This is a genomic window from Acidovorax sp. SUPP950 (assembly GCF_030158935.1).
Lineage (GTDB): Bacteria > Pseudomonadota > Gammaproteobacteria > Burkholderiales > Burkholderiaceae_C > Paracidovorax.
Genome location: NZ_BQXE01000001.1, coordinates 1,559,488 through 1,584,542, shown reverse-complemented (window position 1 = coordinate 1,584,542; position 25,055 = coordinate 1,559,488). Strand labels below are relative to the sequence as shown.

Below are 25,055 nucleotides of genomic sequence, written 5' to 3'. Positions count from 1 at the left end.
TCCTCAGGCGGCGGTGTGGATGCGGTCTGCCAGCAGGTCCCACACGGGGGTCAATGCGCCGGGCAGCGGGGGCAGGGCGCCCAGGTCGGTGTGCGATTCGTCCGGACTGTGAAAGTCGCTGCCGCGCGACGCGGCGAGGTTCAATTCGGTGGCCATGGCGGCATACACGCCGTACTCGGCCACGGAATGGCTGCCGGTCACCACTTCCACCCCCCGGCCGCCATGCTGGATGAATTCGGTGAAGAGCGCGTACTCGGCGTTCGCGCTGAACTTGTAGCGGGCTGGATGCGCGATGACGGCGATGCCGCCGGCCTCGTGGATCCAGCGCACCGCATTGCCGAGCGTGGCCCAGCGGTGGGGAACGTAGCCGGGCTTGCCTTCGGTGAGGTATTTGCGGAACACCTCGGAGGTGTCGCGGCACACGCCCGTTTCCACCAGAAAGCGCGCGAAATGGGTGCGGGAGATGAGCTCCGGATTGCCCACATAGCGCAGGGCGCCCTCGTAGGCACCGCGGATGCCCACCTGGGCCAGCTGGCGGGACATTTCCATCGCGCGCTCGCCGCGCCCCCCTCGGGTGGCGGCCAGGCCCTGGCTGAGCTGTCGGTCGTCCGGATCGAATCCCAGGCCGACGATGTGCACCGTGGTGTCGGCGAAGGTGACCGAGATCTCCACACCAGTGAGGTAGGGCAGGCCGTGCGATGCGGCGGCGGCCATGGCGCGGTGCTGGCCACCGATCTCGTCGTGGTCCGTCAGGGCCCACAGCTGCACGCCGTTGGCATGCGCCCGGGCGGCCAGTTCCTCGGGCGTGAGCGTGCCGTCGGAAACCACGGAGTGGCAGTGCAGGTCGGCGTTGAGAAGGATGGACACGGATCGATTCTAGGGCGCTGGCCCTCCCGTGTGTCGCAATCTCGCACCAGGTATGGAAAACCCCGCTGACGCCCATCGGCGCAACCACTGAAAATGTAAGCAAAAGTGCACGCCGGTAACGCTCCACGCGTTGCATCGTCTGCCGTGCGCTTTTTTGCGCTTCTTCACCTTCGCCCATTTCCTGATGAACTTCCAGAACCTTTCCGTTGGCCGCAAGCTGTGGCTCATCATCCTCGGCCTCATGGGCAGCATGCTGCTGCTGGTCTATGCCCTCGTGGCCTACACGGCCCGCGTGGATGCCGACACCACCGCCATGGTCCAGGCCAATGAAGACCGCATCTCGCTGGCCTTGCGCTGGAAGGGCATGACACAGTTGGCCGTGGAGCGCGTGGTGGTGAGCGCGGTCACCACCGACGAGGTGCTGAGCACCCGCATGAAGGCGCTGGTCAAGAACGACATCGCCGCCATCACCGAGATCCAGAAGAAGATCATCGCGCAGGCCGTGGCGCCCGAGGAAAAGGCCCAGCTCGAACGCGTCTCCGCCGAGCGCGCCGCCGTGCTCAAGATCACCGCCCAGGCTCAGGAAGGCCGTGGGGACATCGACGCCACCCGCAAGCTCGTGGACGACACTTTGCTGCCTGCCGTCGCCAAGTACATCCAGACCCAGGAGACCTTCGTCGAGCAGCAGGAGGGCCAGCGCGAAGCGGCCAAGGCCGAGGGCCGGCGCCAGCGGGAAAAGGCGCACTGGATCGGCGCGGCGATTGCTGCCCTGGTGGTGTTGCTGGGCGTGTTCCTGGCGTACCTCACGGTGCATTCGATCACCCAGCCGCTGGACCGCGCCGTGGGCCTGGCCGACGCCATCGCCGAGGGCGATCTGACCGTCGACGTGCAGGACGCGCGCAAGGATGAGCTGGGCCACCTGCTTCGCTCGCTGTCCGCCATGGCGGCGCGCCTGCGCGGGGTGGTGGCCGAGGTGCGCTCGGGCGTGGAGTCGGTGTCCTCCGCCTCCACCGAGATCGCCACCGGCAACCAGGACCTGTCCGCCCGCACCGAACAGACCGCCGCCAACCTCGAGGAGACGGCGGCCAGCATGGAAGAGCTGACCGCCACCGTCACCCAGTCCGCCGACACCGCGCGCCAGGCCAACCAGCTCGCGTCCACGGCGGCGCAGGTGGCCGGGCGGGGCGGCGAGGTGGTAGGCCAGGTGGTGACCAGCATGCAGCAGATCACCGACAGCTCGCGCAAGATCAGCGACATCATCGGCGTGATCGACGGGATCGCCTTCCAGACCAACATCCTGGCCTTGAACGCGGCCGTGGAAGCGGCCCGCGCGGGCGAGCAGGGCCGGGGCTTCGCGGTGGTGGCGTCGGAGGTGCGCAGCCTGGCGCAGCGCTCGGCCGAGGCGGCCAAGGAGATCAAGCTGCTGATCGACACCTCCGTGCGCAACGTGGAGTCGGGCTCGCAGCAGGTGGCGCAGGCCGGCCAGACCATGGAGGAGATCGTCGGCAGCGTGCAGCGCGTGTCCGACCTGATCGGCGAGATCACCGCGTCGTCCACCGAGCAGCGCGACGGCATTGCCCAGGTGAACCAGGCCGTGAGCAACCTGGACCAGATGACCCAGCAGAACGCCGCGCTGGTGGAGCAGTCGAGCGCCGCCGCGACGGCGATGCGCGACCAGGCGCAGCGGCTGTCGCAGGTCGTGTCGGTGTTCAACGTGGGGGCGGTGGCCGTGGCGAGGGCGCCGATCCCGGCCCCCGCGCGGCCTGCCGCGCCGCGCCCGGTGCCCGCCGTGGCGCCGAACCGTTCGGCCGCAGCGCCGGCACGCGTCCCGGCAGCCGCTGCGCCGGCAGCGCTCGCCGCGCCAGCCACCCGGACCAGCGCGGCGGCGCCCGCGAAACCTGCCAAACCCGCTGCGGCGGCCGCGCCCCGGGCGCCTTCGGCCAAGGCGCCCGCTGCACCCGCAGCCGCGCCCCGCGGCGCCAGCGCCGCCGCAGCGCCGCGCCCGGCCGCGGCGCGGTCGGCGTCCGGCTCCGAGGACGACTGGGAAACGTTCTGAAAAGCCGGAAGGCCGGGTGCGCGCCAAGCCAGGCGCAGGCCCCGGCGCCCGGCACCCGGGCGCTCAACGCGGCAGGGGCTGTTTGCTGCAAAATTTATAGCTAATCAGGCAATCGATCCGCCGGCGTGAGGCCTGTTTCCCCATGAATGGGCCCCGGCAGCGCCCGTGCCCGCCGGGCCGCACGATGGCCCGGCGCGGCCCCTTCAAAGCTGCGCGCCTTCCACCAGAAACTGCACCCGCCGCTCGCCCTTCCACTCGTTCACGTCCAGCCGGAACGCCAGCAGCACGCGCGAGGGCAGCGGCTCGGTGTGGCCGAACCAGATGCCGTCCACCGGCTGGCCCTGGTGCAGCAGCTTGAGCGACAGGTGGTGCTTGTTCTCGCCCACCAGGCGCTGCGACAGCACCTCGACCTCTTCGCTGAAGGTGGGCGGCGCAAAGCCCTGGCCCCAGACCTCGCGGTGCAGGGTGTCCACCATGTCCGCGCGGCAGTATTCGGGGGCCAGGGCCCCGTCGGTGTCGAGACGGCGGGTGAGCGTGGCGGCGTCCAGCCACTCCTGGGCGACCTGGGCGAAGGCGCGCTCGAAGGTGGCGAAGTGTTCCTCGGCCACCGTGCAGCCGGCCGCCATGGCATGGCCGCCGAACTTGAGCAGCGTGCCCGGGTGGCGCTTGGCCACGAGGTCGAGCGCATCGCGCAGGTGAAAGCCTGGAATGGACCGCCCCGAACCCTTGAGTTCGTGCCCCTTGCCCGGCGCGGCGCTGGCGGCGAAGACGAAGGTCGGGCGGTGCAGCTTGTCCTTGATGCGCGAGGCGACGATGCCCACCACGCCTTCGTGGAAGTCGGGGTCGAACACGCTGATGGCCGGCGGGGGCTCGGTGCCTTCCTCGAACAGGCTCTCGGCCATGAGCAGCGCCTGCTCGCGCATGCCGCCCTCGATCTCGCGGCGCTCGCGGTTGATGGCATCGAGCGTGCGGGCGAGTTCGGCGGCGCGGCCGGGGTCGTCCGTCAGCAGGCATTCGATGCCCAGCGTCATGTCCGCCAGGCGCCCCGCGGCGTTGATGCGCGGCCCCAGGGCGAAGCCGAAGTCGAACGTGGTCGCCACGGGCGCCTTGCGGCCCGCGGCGTCGAACAGCGCGGCGATGCCCGCCGGCATGGCGCCCGCGCGGATGCGGCGCAGGCCCTGCGCCACCAGGCGGCGGTTGTTGCTGTCGAGGCGCACCACGTCGGCCACGGTGCCCAGCGCGACCAGCGGCAGCAGCGGCTCCAGCTTGGGCTGGCTGGCCTTATCGAACACGCCGCGTTCGCGCAGCTCGGCGCGCAGCGCCATCAGCACGTAGAACATGACGCCCACGCCGGCGATGGATTTGCTTTCGAAGCTGCAGCCGGGCTGGTTGGGGTTGACCATGGCATCGGCCAGCGGCAGCGCGGGGCCGGGCAGGTGGTGGTCGGTGACGAGCACCTGCAGGCCCAGCGCCTTGGCCTCGGCCACGCCGTCCACGCTGGCGATGCCGTTGTCCACGGTGATGAGCATGTCGGCGCCGCGCTCGTGCACGCGGCGCGCGATGCTGGGGGTGAGGCCGTAGCCGTCCGCCACGCGGTCGGGCACCAGGTAGTCCACCTGCCGCGCGCCCAGCAGGCGCAGGCCGCGCACGGCCACGGCGCAGGCGGTGGCGCCGTCGCAGTCGTAGTCGGCCACCACGATGAGGCGGCGATCCTGCGCGATGGCGTCGGCCAGCAGCACGGCGGCCTCGCGCGTGCCGCGCAGCGTGTCGGGGGGCAGCAGCCGGGCCAGGCCGTCGTCCAGTTCGTCCTTGCCGCACACGCCGCGGGCGGCGTACAGCCGTGCCAGCAGGGGGTGCACGCCGGCCTGCTCCAGCGCCCAGGCGGCGCGCGGCGGAATGTCTCTTGCTACTATTTTCATAGCAATGTGCCGTAGTCTTTCATGCGCTGGGGCCGGAAAAGGCTTTGAATCCTTTGCACGAATCCGCGCGGCCCCGTCTGCCAGGTGAGCGCGCTGCGCTCGCCGCACAGCGTGAGCCGCGCCGCGCCGCCAGCGGCCACGCGGTCGGCCAGCCGGGCGACCGCGCCGCTGTCCAGCGCCTGCCAGGCGGCGCGCCAGGTGCGCCAGTCCTCGGCCAGGGCGGCATCGCGCAGGGCCATGGGCATTTCGGGCGGCGGGGCCGCCGGCACCGCGCCCGGGGCGGCGGGCGGCAGCGATCCGGTGCCGTGCACCCAGAAGGAGTTGACCGGCCCCAGGCCCTGCGCCGCGCGCGCGTCGTTGAAGGCATGGGTGTAGAGCAGCATCTGCATCTCGCTTTGCAGGCGGTGCAGCAGGCGTGCCTGGAGCGCATCGGGCATCCAGGCGCGCACGTCGCGCTGGATCACGCGGTCCAGCGAGGCGGTGGCGAGCCCTTCGAACACGGCGCCGCGCGCCAGCCAGCGCGTGGGCTGCTCATAGGCGAGCACGATGCCGTCCTCGGCGAACCAGGGCGCCACGATGTCCAGCAGCGCGCGCGATGCGGCCTCGTCCAGGCGCAGCGCGGCCGGATCGCCGACGGTGACGTGCTCGGTGGTCACGCGCCATTCGCAGGGCGTGACGAAGGCCCAGGCCGTGCCGCCATCGCCATCGGCGCCAGTGACGCCGGTCTGGCGCTGGTGCCAGGCGGCCCAGGGCGCCTGGCGGCTGGTGGCCGGCAACCCCAGGTGGCGGGCCAGGGCGCGCTCGTGGGGAGGGATGAAATCGGTTTCGTCTCCGGGGTCGGTGGCGGGGGGCGGCAGGCGGGCGAGCAGCCGGTCGAGGTGGGGCAGGGCAAGGTCCTGCAAGGCCTGCTGGCATCCGTCCGAGGGGCTGGCCGCGAACGGAATGAGCAAATGGGGGGTGTCCGACATGGGCGTATTGTCCGGGATGCCACAATCGGCGCCGCCCGGTGGCCGACATTTCCAGAGCGGCGGCGGGCCTTCCATCACACCCATGCAAATTCCCTACGAGCTGGCCCTGGGCTGGCGCTACACCCGGGCCGGGCGCGCCACGCGGCGCAACGGCTTCATCTCGTTCATCTCGGGCGTCTCCATGCTGGGCATCGCGCTCGGCGTGGCGGCGCTCATCATCGTGCTCAGCGTGATGAACGGCTTTCAGAAAGAGGTGCGCGACCGCATGCTGAGCGTGGTCTCGCACATCGAGATCTTCGCTCCCCACGGCGCGGCGCTGCCCGACATGCCGCGCACGCTGGCCCAGGCGCGGGCCAACCCCGAGGTCGTGGGCGCGGCGCCGTTCGTCTCTGCGCAGGCGCTGCTGGCGCGCGGCGAGGACATGAAGGGCACGCTGGTGCGCGGCATCGACCCGCTGCGCGAAGGCGATGTGACCGACCTGGCCGCCGCCAACGTCGACGCCCTCAAGGCCCTGGTGCCGGGCGAGTTCCGCGTGGTGCTGGGCAGCGAACTGGCCCGTGCCCTGGGCGTGCGCCTGGGCGACGCGGTCACGCTGATCGCGCCGGGCGGGCAGGTGACGCCCGCGGGCGTGGTGCCCCGCCTCAAGCAGATGACGGTGGCGGGCACGTTCAACTCGGGGCATTACGAATACGACTCGGCGCTGGTGCTGCTGCACCATGAGGACGCCGAGCGCATCTTCCGCCTGGAGGGCCCGACCGGCATCCGCCTCAAGCTCAAGGACCTGCACCGCGCGCCCCAGGTGGCGCAGGAGCTGGCGCACTCGCTCACCGGCGACCTGCTGATCCGCGACTGGACGCAGCAGAACCGCACCTGGTTCGCCGCCGTGCAGCTGGAAAAACGCATGATGTTCATCATCCTCACGCTCATCGTGGCGGTGGCGGCGTTCAACCTCGTGTCCACGCTGGTGATGACCGTGACCGACAAGCGCGCGGACATCGCCATCCTGCGCACCCTGGGCGCGAGCCCGGGCAGCATCATGGGCATCTTCGTGGTGCAGGGCGCGATGGTGGGCGTCATCGGCACGCTGGCCGGCCTGCTGCTGGGCCTGGGGATCGCGGTGAACATCGACGTGATCGTGCCGGCCATCGAGCACGCGCTGAACGCGAGCTTCCTGCCCAAGGACATCTACCTCATCAGCAAGATGCCGAGCGAGCCGCAAAGCAGCGACATCGTGCCCATCGGCATCATTTCCCTGGTGCTGGCCTTCGTGGCCACGCTCTATCCCAGCTGGCGCGCGAGCCGCGTGAACCCCGCGGAGGCCCTGCGCTATGAATGACCTGTCCACGCCCGGCGCCGCCGCGCCCCATGCCGCTGCCGCCGCCCGCGGGCCGGTGGTCCTGCAGGCCCGGGGCCTGACCAAGCGCTTCACCGAAGGCCGCCTGGACGTCACCGTGCTGCAAGGGGTGGACCTGGACGTGCATGCCGGCGAGACGCTCGCCATCGTCGGCGCTTCGGGCTCCGGCAAGAGCACGCTGCTGCACCTGCTGGGCGGGCTGGATGCGCCCACGGCCGGCAGCGTGCAGCTGCAGGGCAAGGCCTTCGACACCCTGTCGGCCGACCGCCAGGGGCAGCTGCGCAACCAGCACCTCGGGTTCATCTACCAGTTCCACCACCTGCTGCCGGAGTTCAGCGCGCAGGACAACGTGGCCATGCCGCTGCGCATCCGCCGCATGCCGTATGCCGACTGCGTGGCGCAGGCGGTCGAGATGCTCACCGCCGTGGGGCTGGGCGGCCGGGTGCAGCACCGGCCGGCCGAGCTGTCCGGCGGCGAGCGCCAGCGCGTGGCGATCGCGCGGGCCCTGGTCACCCGGCCCGCCTGCGTGCTGGCCGACGAGCCCACGGGCAACCTGGACCGGGCCACCGCCGACGGGGTGTTCCAGCTCATGCTGGAGCTCGCGCGCGACAAGGGCACGGCGTTCGTGATGGTCACCCATGACGAGTCGCTCGCCGCGCGCTGCGACCGCGTGGTGCGGCTGACCTCGGGCGTGCTGGCGTGAGCCCTGGGCCTTCAGTGGTTTTTGGGTGCTATTGAATTAATAGCGGTATGCCCTAGAAAAATATGCGCTAGAGCCCGATTCATGCCTTCATCCGACACCCCCCTCGCCCTGCCGTCCCTCGCCATCACCCAGGGCGATCCGGCCGGCATCGGCCCTGAAATCGTGGCCAAGGCGTTCCGCGACGCGCCGGACGACCTGCGCGGCTGCTTCGCCGTGGGCGATCTGGCCACGCTGCGCCGGGCCGCCCAGTGCATCCAGCGGCCCGGCGAGCCGTCGCTGCCCGTGGCCACCCTGCAGGCGCCCGCCGACGTGGCCGGCGTGCCGCCGCGCTGCCTGCCGGTGTGGCCCCTGCCGGGGTTGCCGGGGCCGGTGCCCTTCGGGCAGGTGAGCGCCCAGGCCGGCCGGGCGGCGGCCGACTGCGTGGTCTGGGCCGCGCGGGCCGCCCTGCGCGGCGAGATCGCCGCCCTGGTCACCGCGCCACTGCACAAGGAGGCGCTGAGCGCCGCGGGCGTGGATTTTCCCGGCCACACCGAACTGCTGCAGGCCGAGGCCGCGCGCCACGCCGGCGTGCCGCTGGCCGGCATGCCCGTGCGCATGATGCTGGCGAGCGACGAGCTGCGCACCGTGCTGGTGAGCATCCATGTCTCGCTGCGCGATGCGATCGCGGCCGTCACGCGCGAGAACGTGCTGGACTCGCTGCGCATCACCCACGAAGCGCTCTCGCGCAGCCTGGGCCGCGCGCCGCGCATCGGCGTGGCGGGGCTCAATCCGCACGCGGGCGAGGGCGGCCTGTTCGGCCGTGAAGAGCTGGAAGTGATCGCCCCGGCCGTCGAGGCCGCGCGCCGCCTGGGCGTGGACGCGCACGGCCCCTACGCCCCGGACACCATCTTCATGCGGGCACGCCACACGCCGCAGCGCGCGGGCGAGTTCGATGCCGTGCTGGCGATGTACCACGACCAGGGGCTGATCCCGGTCAAGTACCTGGGCGTGGACAAGGGCGTGAACGTGACGCTCGGCCTGCCGCTGGTGCGCACCAGCCCCGACCACGGCACGGCGTTCGACATCGCCGGACAGGGCATCGCGGATGCCTCCAGCCTGATCGAGGCCGTGCGCATGGCGCGGCGGCTGGCCTCGGCCGCCTGAGCGGCCGGGAGGCCGCCCGTGCCGGGGGCTCCGCGGGCGCCGCGCGCCCCGGCTTTCAGCGCTTGAGGCTGTCGCGGATCTCGCGCAGCAGCACGATGTCTTCCGGCGTCGCCACCGGGGCCGGCGCGGGTGCCGGCGCCTGGCGCTTGAGGCGGTTGATCTGCTTGACCATCATGAAGATGATGAAAGCCAGGATCAGGAAGTTGACCGCCACGGTGATGAAGTTGCCGTAGGCCAGCACCGGAACGCCGGCCTTCTTGAGCGCGTCCAGTGTCTGCGGCACGCCGGGCGGCACGGTGCCCAGCACCACGAACAGGTTGGAGAAATCCAGCCGGCCGAAGACCAGCCCCACCACCGGCATGATCAGGTCGCCGACCACCGAATCGACGATCTTGCCGAAGGCGCCGCCGATGATCACGCCGACCGCAAGGTCTACCACATTACCTTTGATCGCGAACTCTTTGAATTCCTTTGCGATGCTCATTTCGCCCCTCCTTGATATAGCTGAAAACCCTCGCAGTATTGCGCAGGTTTAGGGGTGTTAACGCCTAGGAATACCCATTTTCACTCCGCTACAATTCCGCGATTGCCCCACCCAGCGAAGTACAACGAGGACACCCATGAGTGAAACTCCTATCGACTCCAGCAAGCGGACGTGGCTCATCGCCTCTGGCTGCGCTGGTGCCGTGGGCGGCGTAGCAACCGCCGTACCGTTCGTGAGCACGTTCCAGCCTTCCGAGAAGGCCAAGGCGGCAGGCGCCGCGGTCGAAGTCGATATTTCCGATCTCAAGCCGGGCGAGAAAATCACGGTCGAATGGCGCGGCAAGCCCGTGTGGATCATCAAGCGCACGCCCGACCAGCTCGCCGCGCTGCCCTCGCTGGATGCACAGCTGGCCGACCCGAAGTCGGAGCGCAAGCCGAGCGAACTCACCCCCGAATACGCCCGCAACGAGGCACGCTCCATCAAGCCTGAAATCCTCGTGGCCGTGGGCATCTGCACCCACCTGGGCTGCTCGCCTTCGGACAAGTTCGTGCCCGGTGCGCAGCCCTCGCTGCCCGACGATTGGAAGGGCGGCTTCCTGTGCCCCTGCCACGGCTCCACGTTCGACATGGCCGGCCGCGTGTTCAAGAACAAGCCGGCGCCGGACAACCTGGAAGTGCCTCCCCACATGTACCTGTCGGAGACCAAGCTCCTGATCGGTGAAGACAAGAAGGCATGAGGGAACACGACATGGCCCACGAATTCAAGGACATCTCCCCCAACGCCTCCACCGGCGCCAAAGTCACCAACTGGTTCGAGAACCGGTTCCCGACCGCGTTCGACGCCTACCGCGTCCACATGTCGGAGTACTACGCGCCGAAGAACTTCAACTTCTGGTACATCTTCGGCTCGCTGGCCCTGCTGGTGCTGGTGATCCAGATCGTCACCGGCATCTTCCTGGTGATGCACTACAAGCCCGACGCGTCGAAGGCCTTCGAGTCGGTCGAGTACATCATGCGCGACGTGCCGTGGGGCTGGCTCATCCGCTACATGCACTCCACGGGCGCCTCGGCGTTCTTCGTGGTGGTGTACCTGCACATGTTCCGCGGGCTGCTCTACGGCTCGTACCGCAAGCCGCGCGAACTGGTCTGGATCTTCGGCTGCGCCATCTTCCTGGCGCTGATGGCCGAGGCCTTCATGGGCTACCTGCTGCCCTGGGGCCAGATGTCGTACTGGGGCGCCCAGGTGATCGTGAACCTGTTCGCGGCCATCCCCTTCATCGGCCCCGACCTCGCGCTGCTGATCCGCGGCGACTACGTGGTGGGCGATGCCACGCTGAACCGCTTCTTCAGCTTCCACGTGATCGCCGTGCCGCTGGTGCTGCTGGGCTTGGTGGTGGCGCATCTGCTGGCGCTGCACGACGTGGGCTCCAACAACCCCGACGGCGTGGAGATCAAGGGCCCCAACGCCCCCCGCGACGACAAGGGCCACCCGCTGGACGGCATCCCGTTCCACCCCTACTACACGGTGCATGACATCTTCGGGGTCTGCGTGTTCCTGTTCATCTTCTCGGCCGTGGTGTTCTTTGCGCCCGAGTTCGGTGGCTACTTCCTCGAGTACAACAACTTCATCCCGGCCGATCCGCTCAAGACGCCCGCCCACATCGCGCCCGTCTGGTACTTCACGCCGTTCTATTCCATGCTGCGCGCCATCACCAGCGAGATGATGTACGCCCTCATCGCGTGCGTGGTACTGGCCGCCGGCTTCGGCGTGGTCAAGGGCCGCCTGCCGGTCTTCATCAAGGTGGCGATCGTGGCCATCGCGGCAGCGGCCATCGCCCTCATGCTGTCGATCGATGCCAAGTTCTGGGGCGTGGTCGTGATGGGCGGCGCCGTCATCATCCTGTTCTTCCTGCCCTGGCTGGACATGAGCCCGGTCAAGTCGATCCGCTACCGTCCGGGCTGGCACAAGTACCTGTACGGCATCTTCGTGATCAACTTCGTCGCACTAGCCTATCTGGGCGTGCAGCCACCGTCGCCGCTGGGCGAGCGTGTCTCGCAGGTCGGCACGCTGTTCTATTTCGGTTTCTTCCTGCTCATGCCCTGGTGGAGCCGGCTCGGCGAGCCCAAGCCCGTGCCGGACCGCGTGATCTTCAAGGCGCATTGAGCAGGCAGGAGACCCATCCCATGAAAAAAATCATCCTCACGCTGATCGCGGCCCTGGGCATCGCCACGGGCGCGCAGGCCGCCGAAGGCGGCATCGCCTGGGACAAGGCCCCGGTCCAGACCAACGACACGGCCTCGCTACAGAACGGCGCCAAGCTCTTCGTCAACTACTGCCTGAGCTGCCACTCGGCCGCGTTCATGCGGTTCAACCGCCTGAAGGACATCGGCCTCACCGACCAGCAGATCAAGGACAACCTGCTGTTCACCACCGAAAAGGTGGGCGAGACCATGAAGTCCACCATCGATCCGCACCAGGCCAAGGACTGGTTCGGCGCCAATCCGCCCGACCTCACGGTGATCGCCCGTTCGCGCGCCGGCCATGGCGGAACGGGGGCGGATTACCTCTATACCTTCCTGCGCACTTTCTACCGCGACGAGACCAAGGCCACGGGATGGAATAATCTCGCCTTCCCGAGTGTCGGCATGCCTCACGTGCTCTGGCAATTGCAGGGCGACCGGCGTCCCGTGTTCGAACAGCAGGAGAGCCATGGCCACAAGACGGAAGTCTTCAAGGGCTGGACGCAGGTGAGTCCGGGCACAATGAGCCCCCTCCAATACGACCAGGCCGTGGGTGATCTCGTCAATTACCTTCAATGGATGGGCGAGCCAGCGCAAAATACCCGGTTGCGCGTCGGCGTCTGGGTTTTGATTTTCCTCGGTGTGTTCACGGTGATTGCCTGGAGGCTCAACGCAGCTTTCTGGAAAGACATCAAGTAACCGCACCAACCGCCTGCGGCGCCAGACCTGGCGCTGCCCAGGTTTTCAGAGTGGACGCATCCTGCGCCCACTCTTTTTGATTTTTAGGAGCCTCTCACCATGATGGTGCTTTATTCGGGTACGACCTGTCCCTTCTCCCATCGCTGCCGTTTCGTTCTGTTCGAGAAGGGAATGGACTTCGAGATCCGCGATGTGGACCTGTACAACAAGCCCGAAGACATCAGCGTGATGAACCCCTACGGGCAGGTGCCGATCCTGGTCGAGCGCGACCTGATCCTGTATGAGTCGAACATCATCAACGAATACATCGACGAGCGCTTCCCGCATCCGCAACTGATGCCCGGCGACCCGGTGGACCGCGCCCGCGTGCGCCTGTTCCTGCTGAACTTCGAGAAGGAACTGTTCGTTCACGTGAACATCCTCGAATCGCGTGCCACCAAGGGCAACGAGAAGGCGCTGGAAAAAGCCCGCGCCCACATCCGCGACCGCCTCACGCAACTGGCGCCCGTGTTCCTCAAGAACAAGTACATGCTGGGCGAGAATTTCTCGATGCTGGACGTGGCCATCGCGCCGCTGCTCTGGCGCCTGGACTACTACGGCATCGACCTGAGCAAGAACGCCGCGCCGCTGCTCAAGTATGCTGAGCGCATCTTCTCGCGTCCTGCGTACATCGAAGCGCTGACGCCTTCCGAAAAAGTCATGCGCAAGTGATTGCGCGATCCTTCCTTCCCGCACGCCACCATGATGAACGCCCAGGACTCCACCTCCACTCGCCCCTATCTCATCCGGGCCTTGTATGAGTGGTGCACCGACAACGGGCTCACGCCCTACGTTGCTGTGCGGGTGGACGACTCGGTGCAGGTGCCGCGCGAGTATGTGAAGGATGGCGAGATCGTGCTCAACATCAGCTACGACGCTACCAGTGCGCTGCAGCTGGGCAACGATTTCATCGAGTTCAAGGCGCGCTTCGGCGGCAAGCCACGCGACATCATGGTCCCCGTGGGCCGCGTGATCGCCATCTACGCGCGAGAGAATGGCCAGGGCATGGCCTTTCCGCCCCCGGTGGACGTGCTGGAGCCGAGCGAAGGGGGCGTGCTGTCTTCCTCGGTCCTCAGCACGGCCACCTCCGCGCCCGCAGAGTCCGAGTCTTCGACGGGCGCGGACGATCGTGTGGTGCAGCTGGTGTCCACCGATTCGCCTCCGGACGACGGTGGCGCGCCGCCCCGGCCCACGTCGCCGGGTGCTGGTGGCCGGCCCTCGCTCAAGCGCGTCAAATAGCGTTGCCGTGCGGCTGCGGCGCATTTCGCGCGGCTAGAATGCAGCCTTCGCCGATTTAGCTCAGTTGGTAGAGCACCCGCCTTGTAAGCGGTAGGTCGTCAGTTCGATTCCGACAATCGGCACCATCTTTCCTTCTTTTCGTCTCCCCTTTGCCATGCCTTCCCTTGCGGGCTTCAGGTTTGGATTTTGAGGCGAATGGAGTTAACCTCCCACCCCCGAGTGCGCAAATGCGCCTGCAAGGCAGGCAGCAGCTGACGCACCTTGGCCGCCGCTGCGTTGCTGCGCACCAGCAGGCACCATGTCGGGCCTTCGATCGGCCCTGCCTGAATGGCGGGCCGCAAAGTGGGGGGGATCAATGGCTCGATGGCCTTGAGCCGCTCCGTGGATTCGCGTGTCAGTGCCGCCAGCTTGGCCAATGTGGGGGATTCCTCCGTGGCTTGAAGCAGGGTGACGGCTTGGTGACGGCGGTTCATGGCAATGCGCCGCGCGGCGCGGAGAAATGTAGTGCACTTGATTATCACGGACGCCCGGCTGGCGCGAAGCCGGGCCATACACCTGACAGGGACACGGCTCATGGCGGCAGGCTTGCTGGTCTCTTTCATCATCATGCTGGTCGCGGCCATGCTCTATCACTGGGTCTTTCTCAAGGGCGCGCGCGAAGGCTGGCCCATCGTCGGGTCGCTGGTCAAGCTGGTGGCCAAGGACGAAATGGAAGAGCGCGACCGTTTCATGCGTGCCAACCTCGATGCCATGGCGCGCAAGGTCGGCGAGATGCAGGCGCGCGTCATGCAGCTGGAGTCGCTGGGCGAGCGGGTGCTGGGGCTGGCGGGCATGCCAGCGTCGGAACTGTCGCGGCCGCCCGGGCAGGGCGGTGCGCTGGTGTCCGGCCACCCCATGGACATGCAGGAGCTGGAGCGCACGCTGGACGACCTGGCCCAGCTCACGGACCGCCGGGTGGACCTGATGACGGTGGTGGAATCGCGGCTGTTCGACCAGCACATCCGAAAGCACATGGTGCCGACGCAGGCGCCGGTGCTGGGCAAGCTTCCCGGCTCGGCGTTCGGCTGGCGCATCGATCCCATCACGGGCCACTCCGCCCTGCACACGGGATTGGACTTCCAGGCGGACACGGGCACGCCCATCCTCGCGGCGGCTGGAGGCGTGGTGGTCGCGCAGGAGTACCACCCCGCCTACGGCAACATGATCGAGGTGGACCACGGCAACCAGCTGGTCACCCGCTATGCACATGCCTCCAAAACGATGGTCAAGCGCGGCGACCTCGTGCGCCGCGGCCAGAAGATCGCCGAGGTCGGCACGACGGGCCGCTCCACCGGTCCACACCTGCATTTCGAAGTGCTGGTGCAGGGCGTTCCGCAGGATCCGCAAAAATTCCTGATGGCCGGAGCCCAGGCGCCCTCCACCCGCGTGGCCAGTGCCGGACCGGCCCAAAAGGCCGATGGCCAGCCCGTCACCCCGCGCAGGTAAAATCTGCGGTCCGGACCTGCCGACCCGGGTTGCGCAACTTGCAACCCGAGAACGCAGCCCCACCTGAACTCACTTCTTCTTTAGGGATTCTGGTCGCGCCGTACGCCCTCGGGCACGCGGCGCGGTCCTGCTCGCATGGCCACCAATTTCCTCACCAAATTATTCGGCAGCCGCAATGACCGGCTCCTCAAGCAATACCGCAAGACGGTGGCCCGCATCAATGCGATGGAGCCCGACTACGAAAAGCTGAGTGACGAGGCGCTGCGCGCCAAGACCGCCGAGTTCAAGGAACGCGTCTCCAAAGGCGAATCGCTGGACGATCTGCTGCCAGAGGCTTTCGCCGTGGTGCGTGAAGGCTCCAAGCGCATCATGAAAATGCGCCACTTCGATGTCCAGCTGCTGGGCGGCATGGCGCTGCATTACGGCAAGATTTCGGAAATGCGCACCGGCGAAGGCAAGACGCTGACCGCCACGCTGCCGGTCTACCTGAATGCGCTGTCCGGCGACGGCGTGCACGTGGTGACGGTCAACGACTACCTCGCCAATCGCGATGCCCAGTGGATGGGGCGCCTGTACAACTTCCTGGGCCTGACCGTCGGCATCAACCTGCCGCAGGCTCCGCGCGAGGAAAAGCAGGCCGCCTACCAGGCCGACATCACCTACGGCACGAACAACGAGTACGGCTTCGACTACCTGCGCGACAACATGGTGTACGAGTCGCGCGACCGGGTGCAGCGCGGGCTGAACTTCGCCATCGTCGATGAGGTGGATTCGATCCTGATCGACGAGGCGCGCACGCCGCTCATCATCAGCGGCCAGGCCGAAGACCACACGGCGATGTACATCGCCATGAACGAGGTCGTGCCGCTCCTGGTGCGCCAAGAGGGCGAGGCCGATCCGCGCACTGGCCAGGGCGTCACCAAGCCGGGCGATTTCACGCTCGACGAGAAGACGCACCAGGTGTTCCTGACCGAGCAGGGCCATGAAACCGCCGAGCGCGTTCTTGCCAGCCGCGGCTTGATCGCCGAAGGCGCATCGCTCTACGACCCGGCCAACATCACGCTCATGCACCACCTGTATGCGGCGCTGCGGGCCAACCACCTCTACCACCGCGACCAGCACTACGTGGTGCAGGAAGGCGAGATCGTCATCGTGGACGAATTCACCGGCCGCCTCATGTCGGGCCGCCGCTGGAGCGAAGGCCTGCACCAGGCCGTCGAGGCCAAGGAAGGCGTGGGCATCCAGGCCGAGAACCAGACGCTGGCATCCATCACGTTCCAGAACTACTTCCGCCTGTACAAGAAGCTGGCGGGCATGACCGGAACGGCCGACACCGAGGCCTATGAATTCCAGGAAATCTACGGCCTGGAAACCGTGGTGATTCCTCCGAACCGCCCGAGCAAGCGCAACGACCAGTTGGACCGCGTGTACAAGACCACGCGCGAAAAGTACGAGGCGGCGATCAAGGACATCCGCGAGTGCCATGAGCGCGGCCAGCCCGTGCTGGTAGGCACCACGTCGATCGAGAACTCCGAAATCATCGACCAGCTGCTGCAAAAGGAAAACCTGCCGCACCAGGTGCTGAACGCCAAGCAGCATGCCCGCGAGGCCGACATCGTGGCCCAGGCCGGCCGTGCCGGCATGATCACGATCGCGACCAACATGGCGGGCCGCGGCACCGACATCGTGCTGGGCGGCAACATCGAGAAGGCGCTGGCCGCCATCGAGAGCGACGAGTCGCTCGACGAGGCGACCAAGGAAAGCCGCGTGGCCGAGGTGCGCGCGCAGTGGATGCGCGACCACGAGAAGATCAAGGAACTGGGTGGCCTGCGCATCATTGCGACCGAGCGCCACGAGTCCCGCCGCATCGACAACCAGCTGCGGGGCCGCTCGGGCCGCCAGGGCGACCCCGGCTCTTCGCGGTTCTATCTGAGCCTGGACGATTCGCTGATGCGCATCTTCGCTGGCGACCGCGTGAAGGCGATCATGGACCGCCTCAAGATGCCCGATGGCGAGGCCATCGAAGCGGGCATCGTCACGCGCAGCATCGAGTCGGCGCAGCGCAAGGTCGAGGCGCGCAACTTCGATGTCCGCAAGCAGCTGCTGGAATACGACGACGTTTCCAACGACCAGCGCAAGGTGATCTACCAGCAGCGCAACGAGATCCTGGACGCGAGCGACCTGTCCGGCCTGATCGCCAACATGCAGGAAGACTGCCTGACCGATCTGGTGCGCCAGTACGTGCCGGCCGAATCGGTCGAAGAGCAGTGGGATCTGCAGGCGCTCGAGAAGGCATTGGCCGAGGATTGGCAGATCCAGTTGCCGCTCAAGCAGGAAGTGGACAGCGCGCACGCCATCACCGACGACGAGATCCTGGAAAAGGTGCTCACCGCAGGCAAGGCCGCCTTCCAGGCCAAGCTGGAGCTGGTGGGCCAGGAGAATTTCAACCAGTTCGAACGCGCGGTGCTGCTGCAGAGCTTTGACTCCAACTGGCGCGACCATCTGGCGGCCCTCGACTACCTGCGCCAGGGCATCCACCTGCGCGGCTACGCGCAAAAGCAGCCCAAGCAGGAATACAAGCGCGAGGCGTTCGAGTTGTTCCGCCAGCTCATCGACCAGGTCAAGAACGAAGTGACCAAGATCCTGATGACGGTGCAGGTGCAGTCGCCTGCGCAGCTGGACGAGGCCGCCGAGGCCCTGGAGAGCCGTGCCGAGAAGATCGCCAACGTGACCTACACCGCCCCCACCGAGACCGGTGAGGTGGAGGTCCGCTCCGAGGCCGCCATGGCGGCCGGTGCGCTCGCGGGCGAAGTGCCCCGTGTCGGCCGCAACGACCCATGCCCTTGCGGCAGCGGCAAGAAGTACAAGAGCTGCCACGGCCGTCTGGACTGACCATGCGGCACCGCCCTGATCGCAGGGCGGGATGCCTGTGCCCCAGGCGCGCAGGGATGGGGCGCGGCGGGCCGCAGCAGCGGTGGCTTCGTCTTCGGCTTGTCACGGGCCGCTGCTAGGCTGTTTCGCGTCACAGGGAGAAGGGCGCAAGGATGATCGACAAGCGGTTTTTCCCGCGGCAGGTGGTTCAGGCCACCGGTAACCGATGGGATTGGGCCCTGCTACCCCTGGTGCTGGCCGTGCTCTTCGCGCTGGCCTGGGGCGGCTCGCAGATGGCACGGCCCTACCAGGTGGGCGACGTGCTGCCGCTGTCGCTCGATCCGTGGATGCTGCCGTACTATCTGCTGCGCACCACGCTGCGCATGTTCATCGCACTGGGCGCATCGCTGGTGTTTGCCTGCGTCTTCGCGGCGCTGGCGGCCAAGTACCGCACGGCGGAGCGGGTGATGGTGCCGCTCTTGGACATCCTGCAGTCCATCCCGATCCTGGGCTTCCTGTCGATCACCGTGACGGGGTTCATCGCGCTGTTTCCGGGCAACCTCTTCGGCGTCGAGTGCGCGGCGATCTTCGCCATCTTCACCTCCCAAGCCTGGAACATGGCCTTCAGCCTGTACCAGTCCATGCGCACGGTGCCGGCCGAACTGCGCGAAGCCGCTGCGGTGTTCCAGCTGTCGGGCTGGCAGCGCTTTTGGCGGCTGGAGCTGCCCTTCGCCATGCCAGGGCTGCTGTGGAACATGATGATGTCCATGTCCGGCGGCTGGTTCTTCGTGGTGGCGTCGGAGGCGATTTCGGTATCACACCAGGACATCAAGCTGCCGGGTGTGGGCTCTTACATCGCCCTGGCCATCGAGGCGCGCGACCTGGGCGCGATCGGCTGGGCGATCGTGGGCATGCTGGTCGGCATCGTGCTGTACGACCAGCTGTTCTTTCGCCCGCTCATCGCCTGGGCCGACAAGTTCCGGTTCGAGGAGGGCGGCAGCGAAGCCCAGCCGACCTCCTGGCTGCTGTCCTGGATGCGCCGCACGTCGCAGCTCAAGCGGGTGGTGGCGCTGTTCGTGGTGCCGCTGGAGTGGTCGCTCACGCGGCTGCGCCGTCGTCATGACGGCACCTCGATCCGTGCACGCCCCTCCGTGCCCCATCCCGCCCTGACGCGCGCGGGCGATGCCTTGCTGGCGGCGGCCGTGATGCTGGCGGTGATCTGGCTCGTGCGCTTCATCCACAGCGAGGTGGGCTGGCACGAGGTAGGCCATGTCTTCGTGCTCGGCACGTACACGCTGGTGCGCGTGGTCGTGCTGATCCTGCTGGCGGCGGCGGTCTGGGTGCCGGTGGGCGTCTGGATCGGCATGAATCCGCGCTGGGCGGGCCGGTTGCAGGCCGTGGCGCAGTTTCTGGCGGCCTTTCCGGCCAACCTGATGTTCCCGCTGGCCGTGGTGCTGATCGTGCGCTGGCACCTCGATCCGAACCTCTGGCTGGCGCCGTTGATGGTGCTCGGCACGCAGTGGTATCTGCTCTTCAACGTGATCGCCGGGGCTTCCAGCGTGCCGTCGGAGTTGCGTTATGCCGCACAGAACCTGGGGCTGTCGGGCTGGCTGCGCTGGAAGCGCTACCTGCTGCCGGCGGTGTTCCCCAGCTTCGTCACCGGTGCGATCACGGCCAGCGGCGGCTCGTGGAATGCGAGCATCGTGGCCGAGTACGTGACCTGGGGCGACACCACGTTGCAGGCCGACGGCCTGGGCAGCTACATCGCCCACATGACGGCGATCGGCGACTTTCCCCGCATCGCGCTGGGCATCGGCGTGATGTGCGTCTTCGTCATGGGCATGAACCATTTCGTGTGGCGGCGCCTCTACGCGATGGCCGAAAACCGCATGCACTCCTGACGCCTGGAACCGAACCCATGGAAACCTCTCCCATGTCCCCCATCGCCGAGCTGGCCCAGGTGGGCAAGTCTTTTCGCTCCAGCGACGGCACCGCGCGTTCGGTGCTGGAGGGGGTCGATCTCGTGCTGCAGGAGGGCGAGATCGTGGCGCTGCTCGGGCAGTCGGGGTCGGGCAAGTCCACGCTGCTGCGCATCCTGGCGGGCCTGGTTCCGGTGGATGCCGGCAATGTTCGCTACCGGGGCCAGCCGCTGTACGGCCCGGCGCGCGGCATCGCCATGGTGTTCCAGTCGTTCGCGCTCTTCCCGTGGCTCACGGTGCAGCAGAACGTGGAACTGGGCCTGGAGGCCCGGGGGGTCGCCCCCGCCGAACGATCACGGCGGGCCGCCGCCGCCATCGAGCTGATCGGGCTGTCCGGGTTCGAGGGCGCGTTGCCGCGCGAGCTGTCGGGCGGCATGCGCCAGCGCGTGGGCATCGCGCGCGCCCTGGTGGTGGAGCCCGAAGTGCTGCTGATGGACGAGGCCTTTTCGGCCCTCGACGTGCTCACGGGCGAACGGCTGCGCGACGACATTCTGGAGCTGTGGGGCAGCGGCAGCATGCCCACGCGCGCCATGCTCATCGTGTCGCACAACATCGAGGAGGCCGTGCTCATGGCCGACCGGGTGCTGATTTTCGCCAGCAACCCGGGCCGCGTGCGCGCCGAGCTGGCGATCCAGCTGCCTCGACCGCGCCACCCCGACAGCCCCGAGGTGCGGGCCCTCATCGACGAGGTCTACGGGCTCATGACGGCGCGCCAGCCGGGCGCGGGCCGCCCGGCCGCCGAGCCGTCCCGCAGGCCCCTGGCCGACCAGTTGCCGGCTGCCGATGTCGGGCGGATGGAAGGGCTGCTCGAGCGGCTGTCCGAGGCGCCCTTCGACGGCCGGGCCGACCTGCCGCGCATGGCCGAAGACGCAGAACTGGCCGATGACGAACTGCTGGTTCTGGCCCAGGCGCTGGCCCTGCTGGGGTTTGCGCAGCTGGCCGACGGCGACCTGCACCTGACCGCGCTGGGCCAGCGCTACGTGCAGGCGCCCAACACCGTGCGGCAGACCCTGTTCGGCCAGCAACTGCTCGCGCATGTTCCGCTGGCGGCCCACATGCGCCACAGCCTGGAGCAAGACCCTGCGGGCGAGCTGCCGGAAAAGCCGTTCCTGCGCCTGCTGCACGAAAGCCTGGACGAGGCCCAGGCCGAACAGGTGCTGCGCACGGTCATCGAATGGGGCCGCTATGGCGAAGTGTTCGAATACGATTTCCACACCGGACTGATCCACCTGCCCGATGGCGATGCCCCCCAGGCCAAGCCAAATGCCACGCCCTAGAATCGGCAGCTTTCGCCGTTGACCTTCCTTCTTCTTTCCCCCCTTACCCGCCGAGACCCACTGCCATGCCCGTGAACCTGATTGCGCCGAATCCCGCTGACCTGCATCCCGTGCCCGGCGTGCGCCTGGGCGTGGCCATGGCCGGGGTGCGCAAGGCCAATCGCCGCGACCTCACGGTGCTGCTGATCGACGAAGGCGCGACCGTGGCCGGCGTGTTCACGCAGAACCGCTTCTGCGCGGCCCCGGTGCAGGTGTGCCGCGAGCACCTGGCGGGCGGCCAGGCCATCCGCGCCATCGTGGTCAACACGGGCAATGCCAATGCGGGCACGGGCGCCGAGGGCCTGGCACGCGCACGGTCCACCTGCCAGGCTGCGGCCGGCTTGCTGGGCCTGTCGCCTTCGCAGGTGCTGCCGTTTTCCACGGGGGTGATCATGGAGCCGCTGCCCGTCGACCGCATCGAAGCCGGCCTGCCCGCTGCCATCGCGGACGCGCAGCCCGGCCATTGGGCGCAGGCAGCCGAAGGCATCATGACCACCGATACGCTGCCCAAGGCCTTCAGCCGGCAGGTGCAGATCGGCGGCGCCACCGTGACGGTGACGGGCATCAGCAAGGGCGCGGGCATGATCCGTCCCAACATGGCCACCATGCTGGGCTTTCTGGCCACGGATGCGCGCATCGAACCCGCACTGCTGCAGCCGCTGCTGCGCGAACTGGCCGACCGCTCGTTCAACCGGGTGACGATCGACGGCGACACCTCCACCAACGATTCGTTCGTGGCCATCGCCACCCAGCAGGCCGCGCATGCGCCCATCGTGTCGCTGGACAGCGCCGAGGGCCAGGCGCTCAAGGCCGCGATGCTGGACGTCGCGCAGAAGCTGGCACAGGCCATCGTGCGTGACGGCGAGGGCGCCACGAAGTTCATCACCGTCCGCGTCGAGGGCGGGAAGACGGCGGAAGAATGCCAGCTGGTGGCGTACGCCATCGCGCATTCGCCGCTCGTCAAGACGGCCTTCTTCGCCAGCGACCCCAACCTGGGCCGCATCCTGGCGGCGGTGGGCTATGCCGGCATCGCCGATCTCGACCAGACCCTCATCGAGCTGCACCTGGACGATGTGCACGTGGTGACGAAGGGCGGGCGCAACCCCAGCTACCGCGAGGAAGATGGCCAGCGCGTGATGAAGCAAAGCGAGATCACCGTGCGCGTGGGCCTGGGCCGTGGCGATGCCGCGGAAACGGTGTGGACCTGCGATTTCAGCCACGAGTACGTGACGATCAACGCCGACTACCGTTCCTGAATCCGGGCCCCCTGCAGCGCTTATGACCGCCACCTTCGAACACCTGATGCTCCGTGCGGAGCAATTGATCTCCCGCATCGAATCGGTATTGCCCCAGGCCCTGACCGCGCCGGATTGGTCCCGTGCCATCGCGTGGCGCTATCGCAAGCGCAGCGGCGGCCACGGTGCGCTGGAGCCCGTGCGCCATGTGGGGGAGATGCGCCTGGACGATCTGAAGGAAATCGACGCCCAGAAAGAAAAGATCCAGCGCAACACCCAGCAGTTCGTGGAAGGCCGGCCGGCCAACAACGTGCTGCTGACGGGCGCCCGCGGGACGGGCAAGTCCTCCCTCATCAAGGCGTGTCTCAATACCTATGCGCCTCAGGGGCTGCGCCTGATCGAGGTGGACAAGGCCGATCTGACGGACCTGCCCGACATCGTGGAGATCGTGGCGGATCGGCCCGAGAAATTCATCGTCTACTGCGATGACCTGAGCTTTGAAGAGGGCGAGCCGGGGTACAAGGCGCTGAAGTCGATTCTTGACGGATCGGTGGCGGCTTCCACGCCCAACGTGCTGGTGTATGCCACCAGCAACCGCCGCCACCTGCTGCCCGAGTACCACAAGGAAAACCTGTCCTATACCCACACGGAAGATGGCGAGGTGCACCCGGGCGAGGTGGTGGAAGAAAAGATCTCGCTGTCCGAACGGTTCGGCCTGTGGGTCAGCTTCTACCCTTTCAGCCAGGACGAATACCTGGCCATCGTGGCGCAGTGGCTTTCCTTCCTGGGTGTCGCGGATGCGGAGATTGCCGCAGCGCGCCCCCAGGCGCTGGTCTGGGCACTGGAGCGCGGATCGCGCAGCGGCCGGGTCGCCTACCAGTTCGCGCGGGACTATGCGGGGCGCCAGCATGGCTGATCCCGTGGCCCCTGTCGACGCCAGAAAGCACACCGACGTGGCGGTCGGCATCCTGCTGCGTGCGGATGGCGCCATGCTGCTGTCCACCCGGCCCGCGGGCAAGCCTTACGCCGGGTACTGGGAGTTCCCTGGCGGCAAGCTGGAGGCCGGGGAGACCGTGGAAGAGGCCTTGCGGCGCGAGTTGATCGAGGAGCTGGGCGTCACCATCGGTGCGGCATCCGTCTGGAAGGTGACGGAGCACGACTATCCCCACGCGCTGGTTCGCTTGCACTGGTGCAAGGTCTGGGAATGGCAGGGCGACTTCGAAATGCGCGAGGGCCAGACCATGGCCTGGCAGCAGTGGCCCCTGCAGGTCTCGCCCGTACTGCCGGGCGCTTATCCCGTACTGGAGTGGCTGGCCCAGGAGCGGGGAGCAACCTTTGACCCTTCCACGATCAATCAGCTATAAAAATAATAGCTAAACGCCCTAGAGAAATATGCCCTGGGGGCTATTTTTCCCAGGCGCCCGGCGGAATGTGCGGAAGCCCGTCGCCCAGGTCGGGGTCTTGGGTCGGCGGTTCGGTAGGCACGCGGAATTCTTCGCTCGCCCAGGCCCCCAGGTCGATCTGCTTGCAGCGTTCGCTGCAAAACGGTCGGAAGGGATTGCTGGGACCGTAGAGGCTTTCGCCACGGCAGGCCGGGCACGTCACGTACTTGGCGTTGGAGGGGGCCGGCGAACGCGGCTGAGAACGGCTCATGGTCAACGGGCGCTCAGGCGCACAAGGTCAGTTCGAACGCGGCATCTTCGTTGGCGGCATGCAGCTTGCCGTCGTCATGCTGGCGCATCAGCCGCACGGAGACGATCAGGCGGTTGCCGCTGATCTCCGGGATCAGGTCCAGGGAAGGATCGATGCGAAGGCGCAGCAGTTGGAAGGTGCGGCCCTGGGGCAGGGTCTGCTGGAACTGCCCATGGTCCGCGGCCACCTTCTGGGGCACGCCCGAATCACGCAGCAGCTTCAGGAGGACGTACAACGACTCCGCCAGGGGGGCGAGGGTGGTCGCCCAGGCTTCCAGATCCTGCTGGCGCTGCTGGGGGGCATGGTGCTGCCAAGCGTAGTAGGCCGGCAGATCGAAGCCGCAGGTTCCCCCGGGAATGCCCACCCGGCTGCGGATGCTCATCAGCCAGTCGTTTTCTGCCAGGGCCTGGCCTGCCTTGCCCGTCTGCGCATTCAACCCGGCAAAGCACCGATCGAGCTGCGCGATGATGCCGTCCAGAACCGCTTCGGAAATCGAAGGGTTGCCCCGGTAGCCATCCAGCTGGTGCTTCTGCTTTTCCAGATCCTTGAGCACATCCGACTTGAGATCGGCGCGCGCCGCGACATCCATGATTTCGAAGACCGTCACCAGTGCGTAGTGGTGATCCAGAGGATGCTGGCGCGGAATCAACTCACCCAGGCGGCGAAACAGCTGCTCCAGCCGCAGGTAGGTTCTCAGTCGTTCGTTGAAGGGATATTCGTAAAGGATCACGCTGCAGGGTTCCTGGGGGCACACGGCTGGCGCTGC

Annotated in this window: 23 protein-coding genes and 1 tRNA gene; 17 read left to right on the top strand and 7 right to left on the bottom strand. The window is 67.6% G+C overall.

Features of this window, described 5'->3' with window-relative positions; all coding sequences use genetic code 11:
- Positions 1-3: 3 nt before the first annotated feature.
- Positions 4-867 carry a 3',5'-nucleoside bisphosphate phosphatase gene (locus AVME950_RS07270; RefSeq protein WP_284429268.1) on the bottom strand — a complete coding sequence of 288 codons (864 nt, stop codon included), beginning with the start codon at positions 865-867 and terminating at the stop codon, positions 4-6.
- 184 nt (positions 868-1,051) lie between these two features.
- Here AVME950_RS07270 and AVME950_RS07265 point away from each other — a divergent pair, with 184 nt between their 5' ends.
- Positions 1,052-2,923 carry a methyl-accepting chemotaxis protein gene (locus AVME950_RS07265; protein WP_284429267.1) on the top strand — a complete coding sequence of 624 codons (1,872 nt, stop codon included), beginning with the start codon at positions 1,052-1,054 and terminating at the stop codon, positions 2,921-2,923.
- Positions 2,924-3,126: 203 nt separating this feature from the next.
- On the opposite strand, the gene recJ is transcribed toward AVME950_RS07265, so the two are convergent.
- Together recJ and AVME950_RS07255 are read right to left on the bottom strand one after the other, a co-directional pair.
- Positions 3,127-4,842 carry a single-stranded-DNA-specific exonuclease RecJ gene (gene recJ / locus AVME950_RS07260; protein ID WP_284429266.1) on the bottom strand — a complete coding sequence of 572 codons (1,716 nt, stop codon included), beginning with the start codon at positions 4,840-4,842 and terminating at the stop codon, positions 3,127-3,129.
- A complete protein-coding gene (locus tag AVME950_RS07255; protein ID WP_284429265.1) occupies positions 4,839-5,810 on the bottom strand; it encodes a phosphoglycerate mutase in 972 nt (323 codons plus the stop codon). Before AVME950_RS07255 ends, recJ begins: the two co-directional genes overlap by 4 nt.
- An 82-nt stretch (positions 5,811-5,892) precedes the next feature.
- On the opposite strand from AVME950_RS07255, the gene AVME950_RS07250 reads away from it, so the two are divergent.
- From AVME950_RS07250 to pdxA, 3 genes are all read left to right on the top strand, one after another.
- Entirely contained in the window at positions 5,893-7,146 is a 1,254-nt protein-coding gene (locus AVME950_RS07250) for a lipoprotein-releasing ABC transporter permease subunit (protein WP_284393696.1), read from the top strand.
- Entirely contained in the window at positions 7,139-7,867 is a 729-nt protein-coding gene (gene lolD / locus AVME950_RS07245) for a lipoprotein-releasing ABC transporter ATP-binding protein LolD (protein WP_284429264.1), read from the top strand. Before AVME950_RS07250 ends, lolD begins: the two co-directional genes overlap by 8 nt.
- An 81-nt stretch (positions 7,868-7,948) precedes the next feature.
- Positions 7,949-9,010 carry a 4-hydroxythreonine-4-phosphate dehydrogenase PdxA gene (pdxA, locus tag AVME950_RS07240; protein ID WP_284429263.1) on the top strand — a complete coding sequence of 354 codons (1,062 nt, stop codon included), beginning with the start codon at positions 7,949-7,951 and terminating at the stop codon, positions 9,008-9,010.
- A 55-nt stretch (positions 9,011-9,065) separates the two neighbouring features.
- Here pdxA and mscL read toward each other — a convergent pair whose 3' ends face one another.
- Positions 9,066-9,494, bottom strand: a complete 429-nt coding sequence (gene mscL, locus AVME950_RS07235; protein ID WP_284393702.1) for a large conductance mechanosensitive channel protein MscL — start codon at positions 9,492-9,494, stop codon at positions 9,066-9,068.
- A 136-nt stretch (positions 9,495-9,630) separates the two neighbouring features.
- Here mscL and petA point away from each other — a divergent pair, with 136 nt between their 5' ends.
- The 6 genes from petA to AVME950_RS07205 all read left to right on the top strand — a co-directional run bounded on the left by petA (position 9,631) and on the right by AVME950_RS07205 (position 13,836).
- Positions 9,631-10,230 carry a ubiquinol-cytochrome c reductase iron-sulfur subunit gene (petA, locus tag AVME950_RS07230; RefSeq protein WP_272565535.1) on the top strand — a complete coding sequence of 200 codons (600 nt, stop codon included), beginning with the start codon at positions 9,631-9,633 and terminating at the stop codon, positions 10,228-10,230.
- 11 nt (positions 10,231-10,241) lie between these two features.
- On the top strand, positions 10,242-11,657 hold the full coding sequence (locus tag AVME950_RS07225; RefSeq protein ID WP_284393705.1) for a cytochrome b: 1,416 nt from the start codon (positions 10,242-10,244) through the stop codon (positions 11,655-11,657).
- A 20-nt stretch (positions 11,658-11,677) separates the two neighbouring features.
- Positions 11,678-12,433 (top strand): cytochrome c1, encoded by a 756-nt coding sequence (locus tag AVME950_RS07220; protein ID WP_284429262.1) that lies wholly within the window; start codon positions 11,678-11,680, stop codon positions 12,431-12,433.
- 99 nt (positions 12,434-12,532) lie between these two features.
- Positions 12,533-13,144, top strand: a complete 612-nt coding sequence (locus tag AVME950_RS07215; protein WP_272565532.1) for a glutathione S-transferase N-terminal domain-containing protein — start codon at positions 12,533-12,535, stop codon at positions 13,142-13,144.
- Between the two features lie 33 nt (positions 13,145-13,177).
- Positions 13,178-13,711 carry a ClpXP protease specificity-enhancing factor gene (locus AVME950_RS07210; protein WP_284409383.1) on the top strand — a complete coding sequence of 178 codons (534 nt, stop codon included), beginning with the start codon at positions 13,178-13,180 and terminating at the stop codon, positions 13,709-13,711.
- 49 nt (positions 13,712-13,760) lie between these two features.
- A tRNA-Thr gene (locus AVME950_RS07205) sits at positions 13,761-13,836 on the top strand.
- Between the two features lie 48 nt (positions 13,837-13,884).
- On the opposite strand, the gene AVME950_RS07200 is transcribed toward AVME950_RS07205, so the two are convergent.
- Positions 13,885-14,184, bottom strand: coding sequence for a hypothetical protein (locus tag AVME950_RS07200; protein WP_272565530.1), 300 nt, complete (start codon positions 14,182-14,184; stop codon positions 13,885-13,887).
- 4 nt (positions 14,185-14,188) lie between these two features.
- Here AVME950_RS07200 and AVME950_RS07195 point away from each other — a divergent pair, with 4 nt between their 5' ends.
- From AVME950_RS07195 to AVME950_RS07165, 7 genes are all read left to right on the top strand, one after another.
- Positions 14,189-15,196, top strand: a complete 1,008-nt coding sequence (locus AVME950_RS07195) for a M23 family metallopeptidase (RefSeq protein ID WP_284429590.1) — start codon at positions 14,189-14,191, stop codon at positions 15,194-15,196.
- Positions 15,197-15,331: 135 nt separating this feature from the next.
- Positions 15,332-18,088, top strand: a complete 2,757-nt coding sequence (gene secA / locus AVME950_RS07190) for a preprotein translocase subunit SecA (protein ID WP_284429261.1) — start codon at positions 15,332-15,334, stop codon at positions 18,086-18,088.
- A 152-nt stretch (positions 18,089-18,240) separates the two neighbouring features.
- Positions 18,241-19,968 carry an ABC transporter permease gene (locus tag AVME950_RS07185; RefSeq protein WP_284429260.1) on the top strand — a complete coding sequence of 576 codons (1,728 nt, stop codon included), beginning with the start codon at positions 18,241-18,243 and terminating at the stop codon, positions 19,966-19,968.
- Positions 19,969-19,985: 17 nt separating this feature from the next.
- Positions 19,986-21,323, top strand: coding sequence for an ABC transporter ATP-binding protein (locus tag AVME950_RS07180; RefSeq protein WP_284429259.1), 1,338 nt, complete (start codon positions 19,986-19,988; stop codon positions 21,321-21,323).
- Between the two features lie 65 nt (positions 21,324-21,388).
- Positions 21,389-22,618: a bifunctional glutamate N-acetyltransferase/amino-acid acetyltransferase ArgJ gene (gene argJ, locus AVME950_RS07175; protein ID WP_284429258.1), complete on the top strand. Its 1,230-nt coding sequence runs from the start codon at positions 21,389-21,391 to the stop codon at positions 22,616-22,618.
- A 22-nt stretch (positions 22,619-22,640) separates the two neighbouring features.
- A complete protein-coding gene (locus AVME950_RS07170) occupies positions 22,641-23,513 on the top strand; it encodes an ATP-binding protein (RefSeq protein WP_284429257.1) in 873 nt (290 codons plus the stop codon).
- On the top strand, positions 23,506-23,961 hold the full coding sequence (locus tag AVME950_RS07165) for an NUDIX domain-containing protein (protein WP_284429256.1): 456 nt from the start codon (positions 23,506-23,508) through the stop codon (positions 23,959-23,961). Before AVME950_RS07170 ends, AVME950_RS07165 begins: the two co-directional genes overlap by 8 nt.
- A 40-nt stretch (positions 23,962-24,001) precedes the next feature.
- On the opposite strand, the gene AVME950_RS07160 is transcribed toward AVME950_RS07165, so the two are convergent.
- Both AVME950_RS07160 and zapD read right to left on the bottom strand, forming a co-directional pair.
- On the bottom strand, positions 24,002-24,250 hold the full coding sequence (locus AVME950_RS07160; RefSeq protein WP_272565521.1) for a DNA gyrase inhibitor YacG: 249 nt from the start codon (positions 24,248-24,250) through the stop codon (positions 24,002-24,004).
- A 13-nt stretch (positions 24,251-24,263) separates the two neighbouring features.
- Positions 24,264-25,019: a cell division protein ZapD gene (gene zapD / locus AVME950_RS07155; RefSeq protein ID WP_272565520.1), complete on the bottom strand. Its 756-nt coding sequence runs from the start codon at positions 25,017-25,019 to the stop codon at positions 24,264-24,266.
- Between the last annotated feature and the right edge of the window lie 36 nt (positions 25,020-25,055).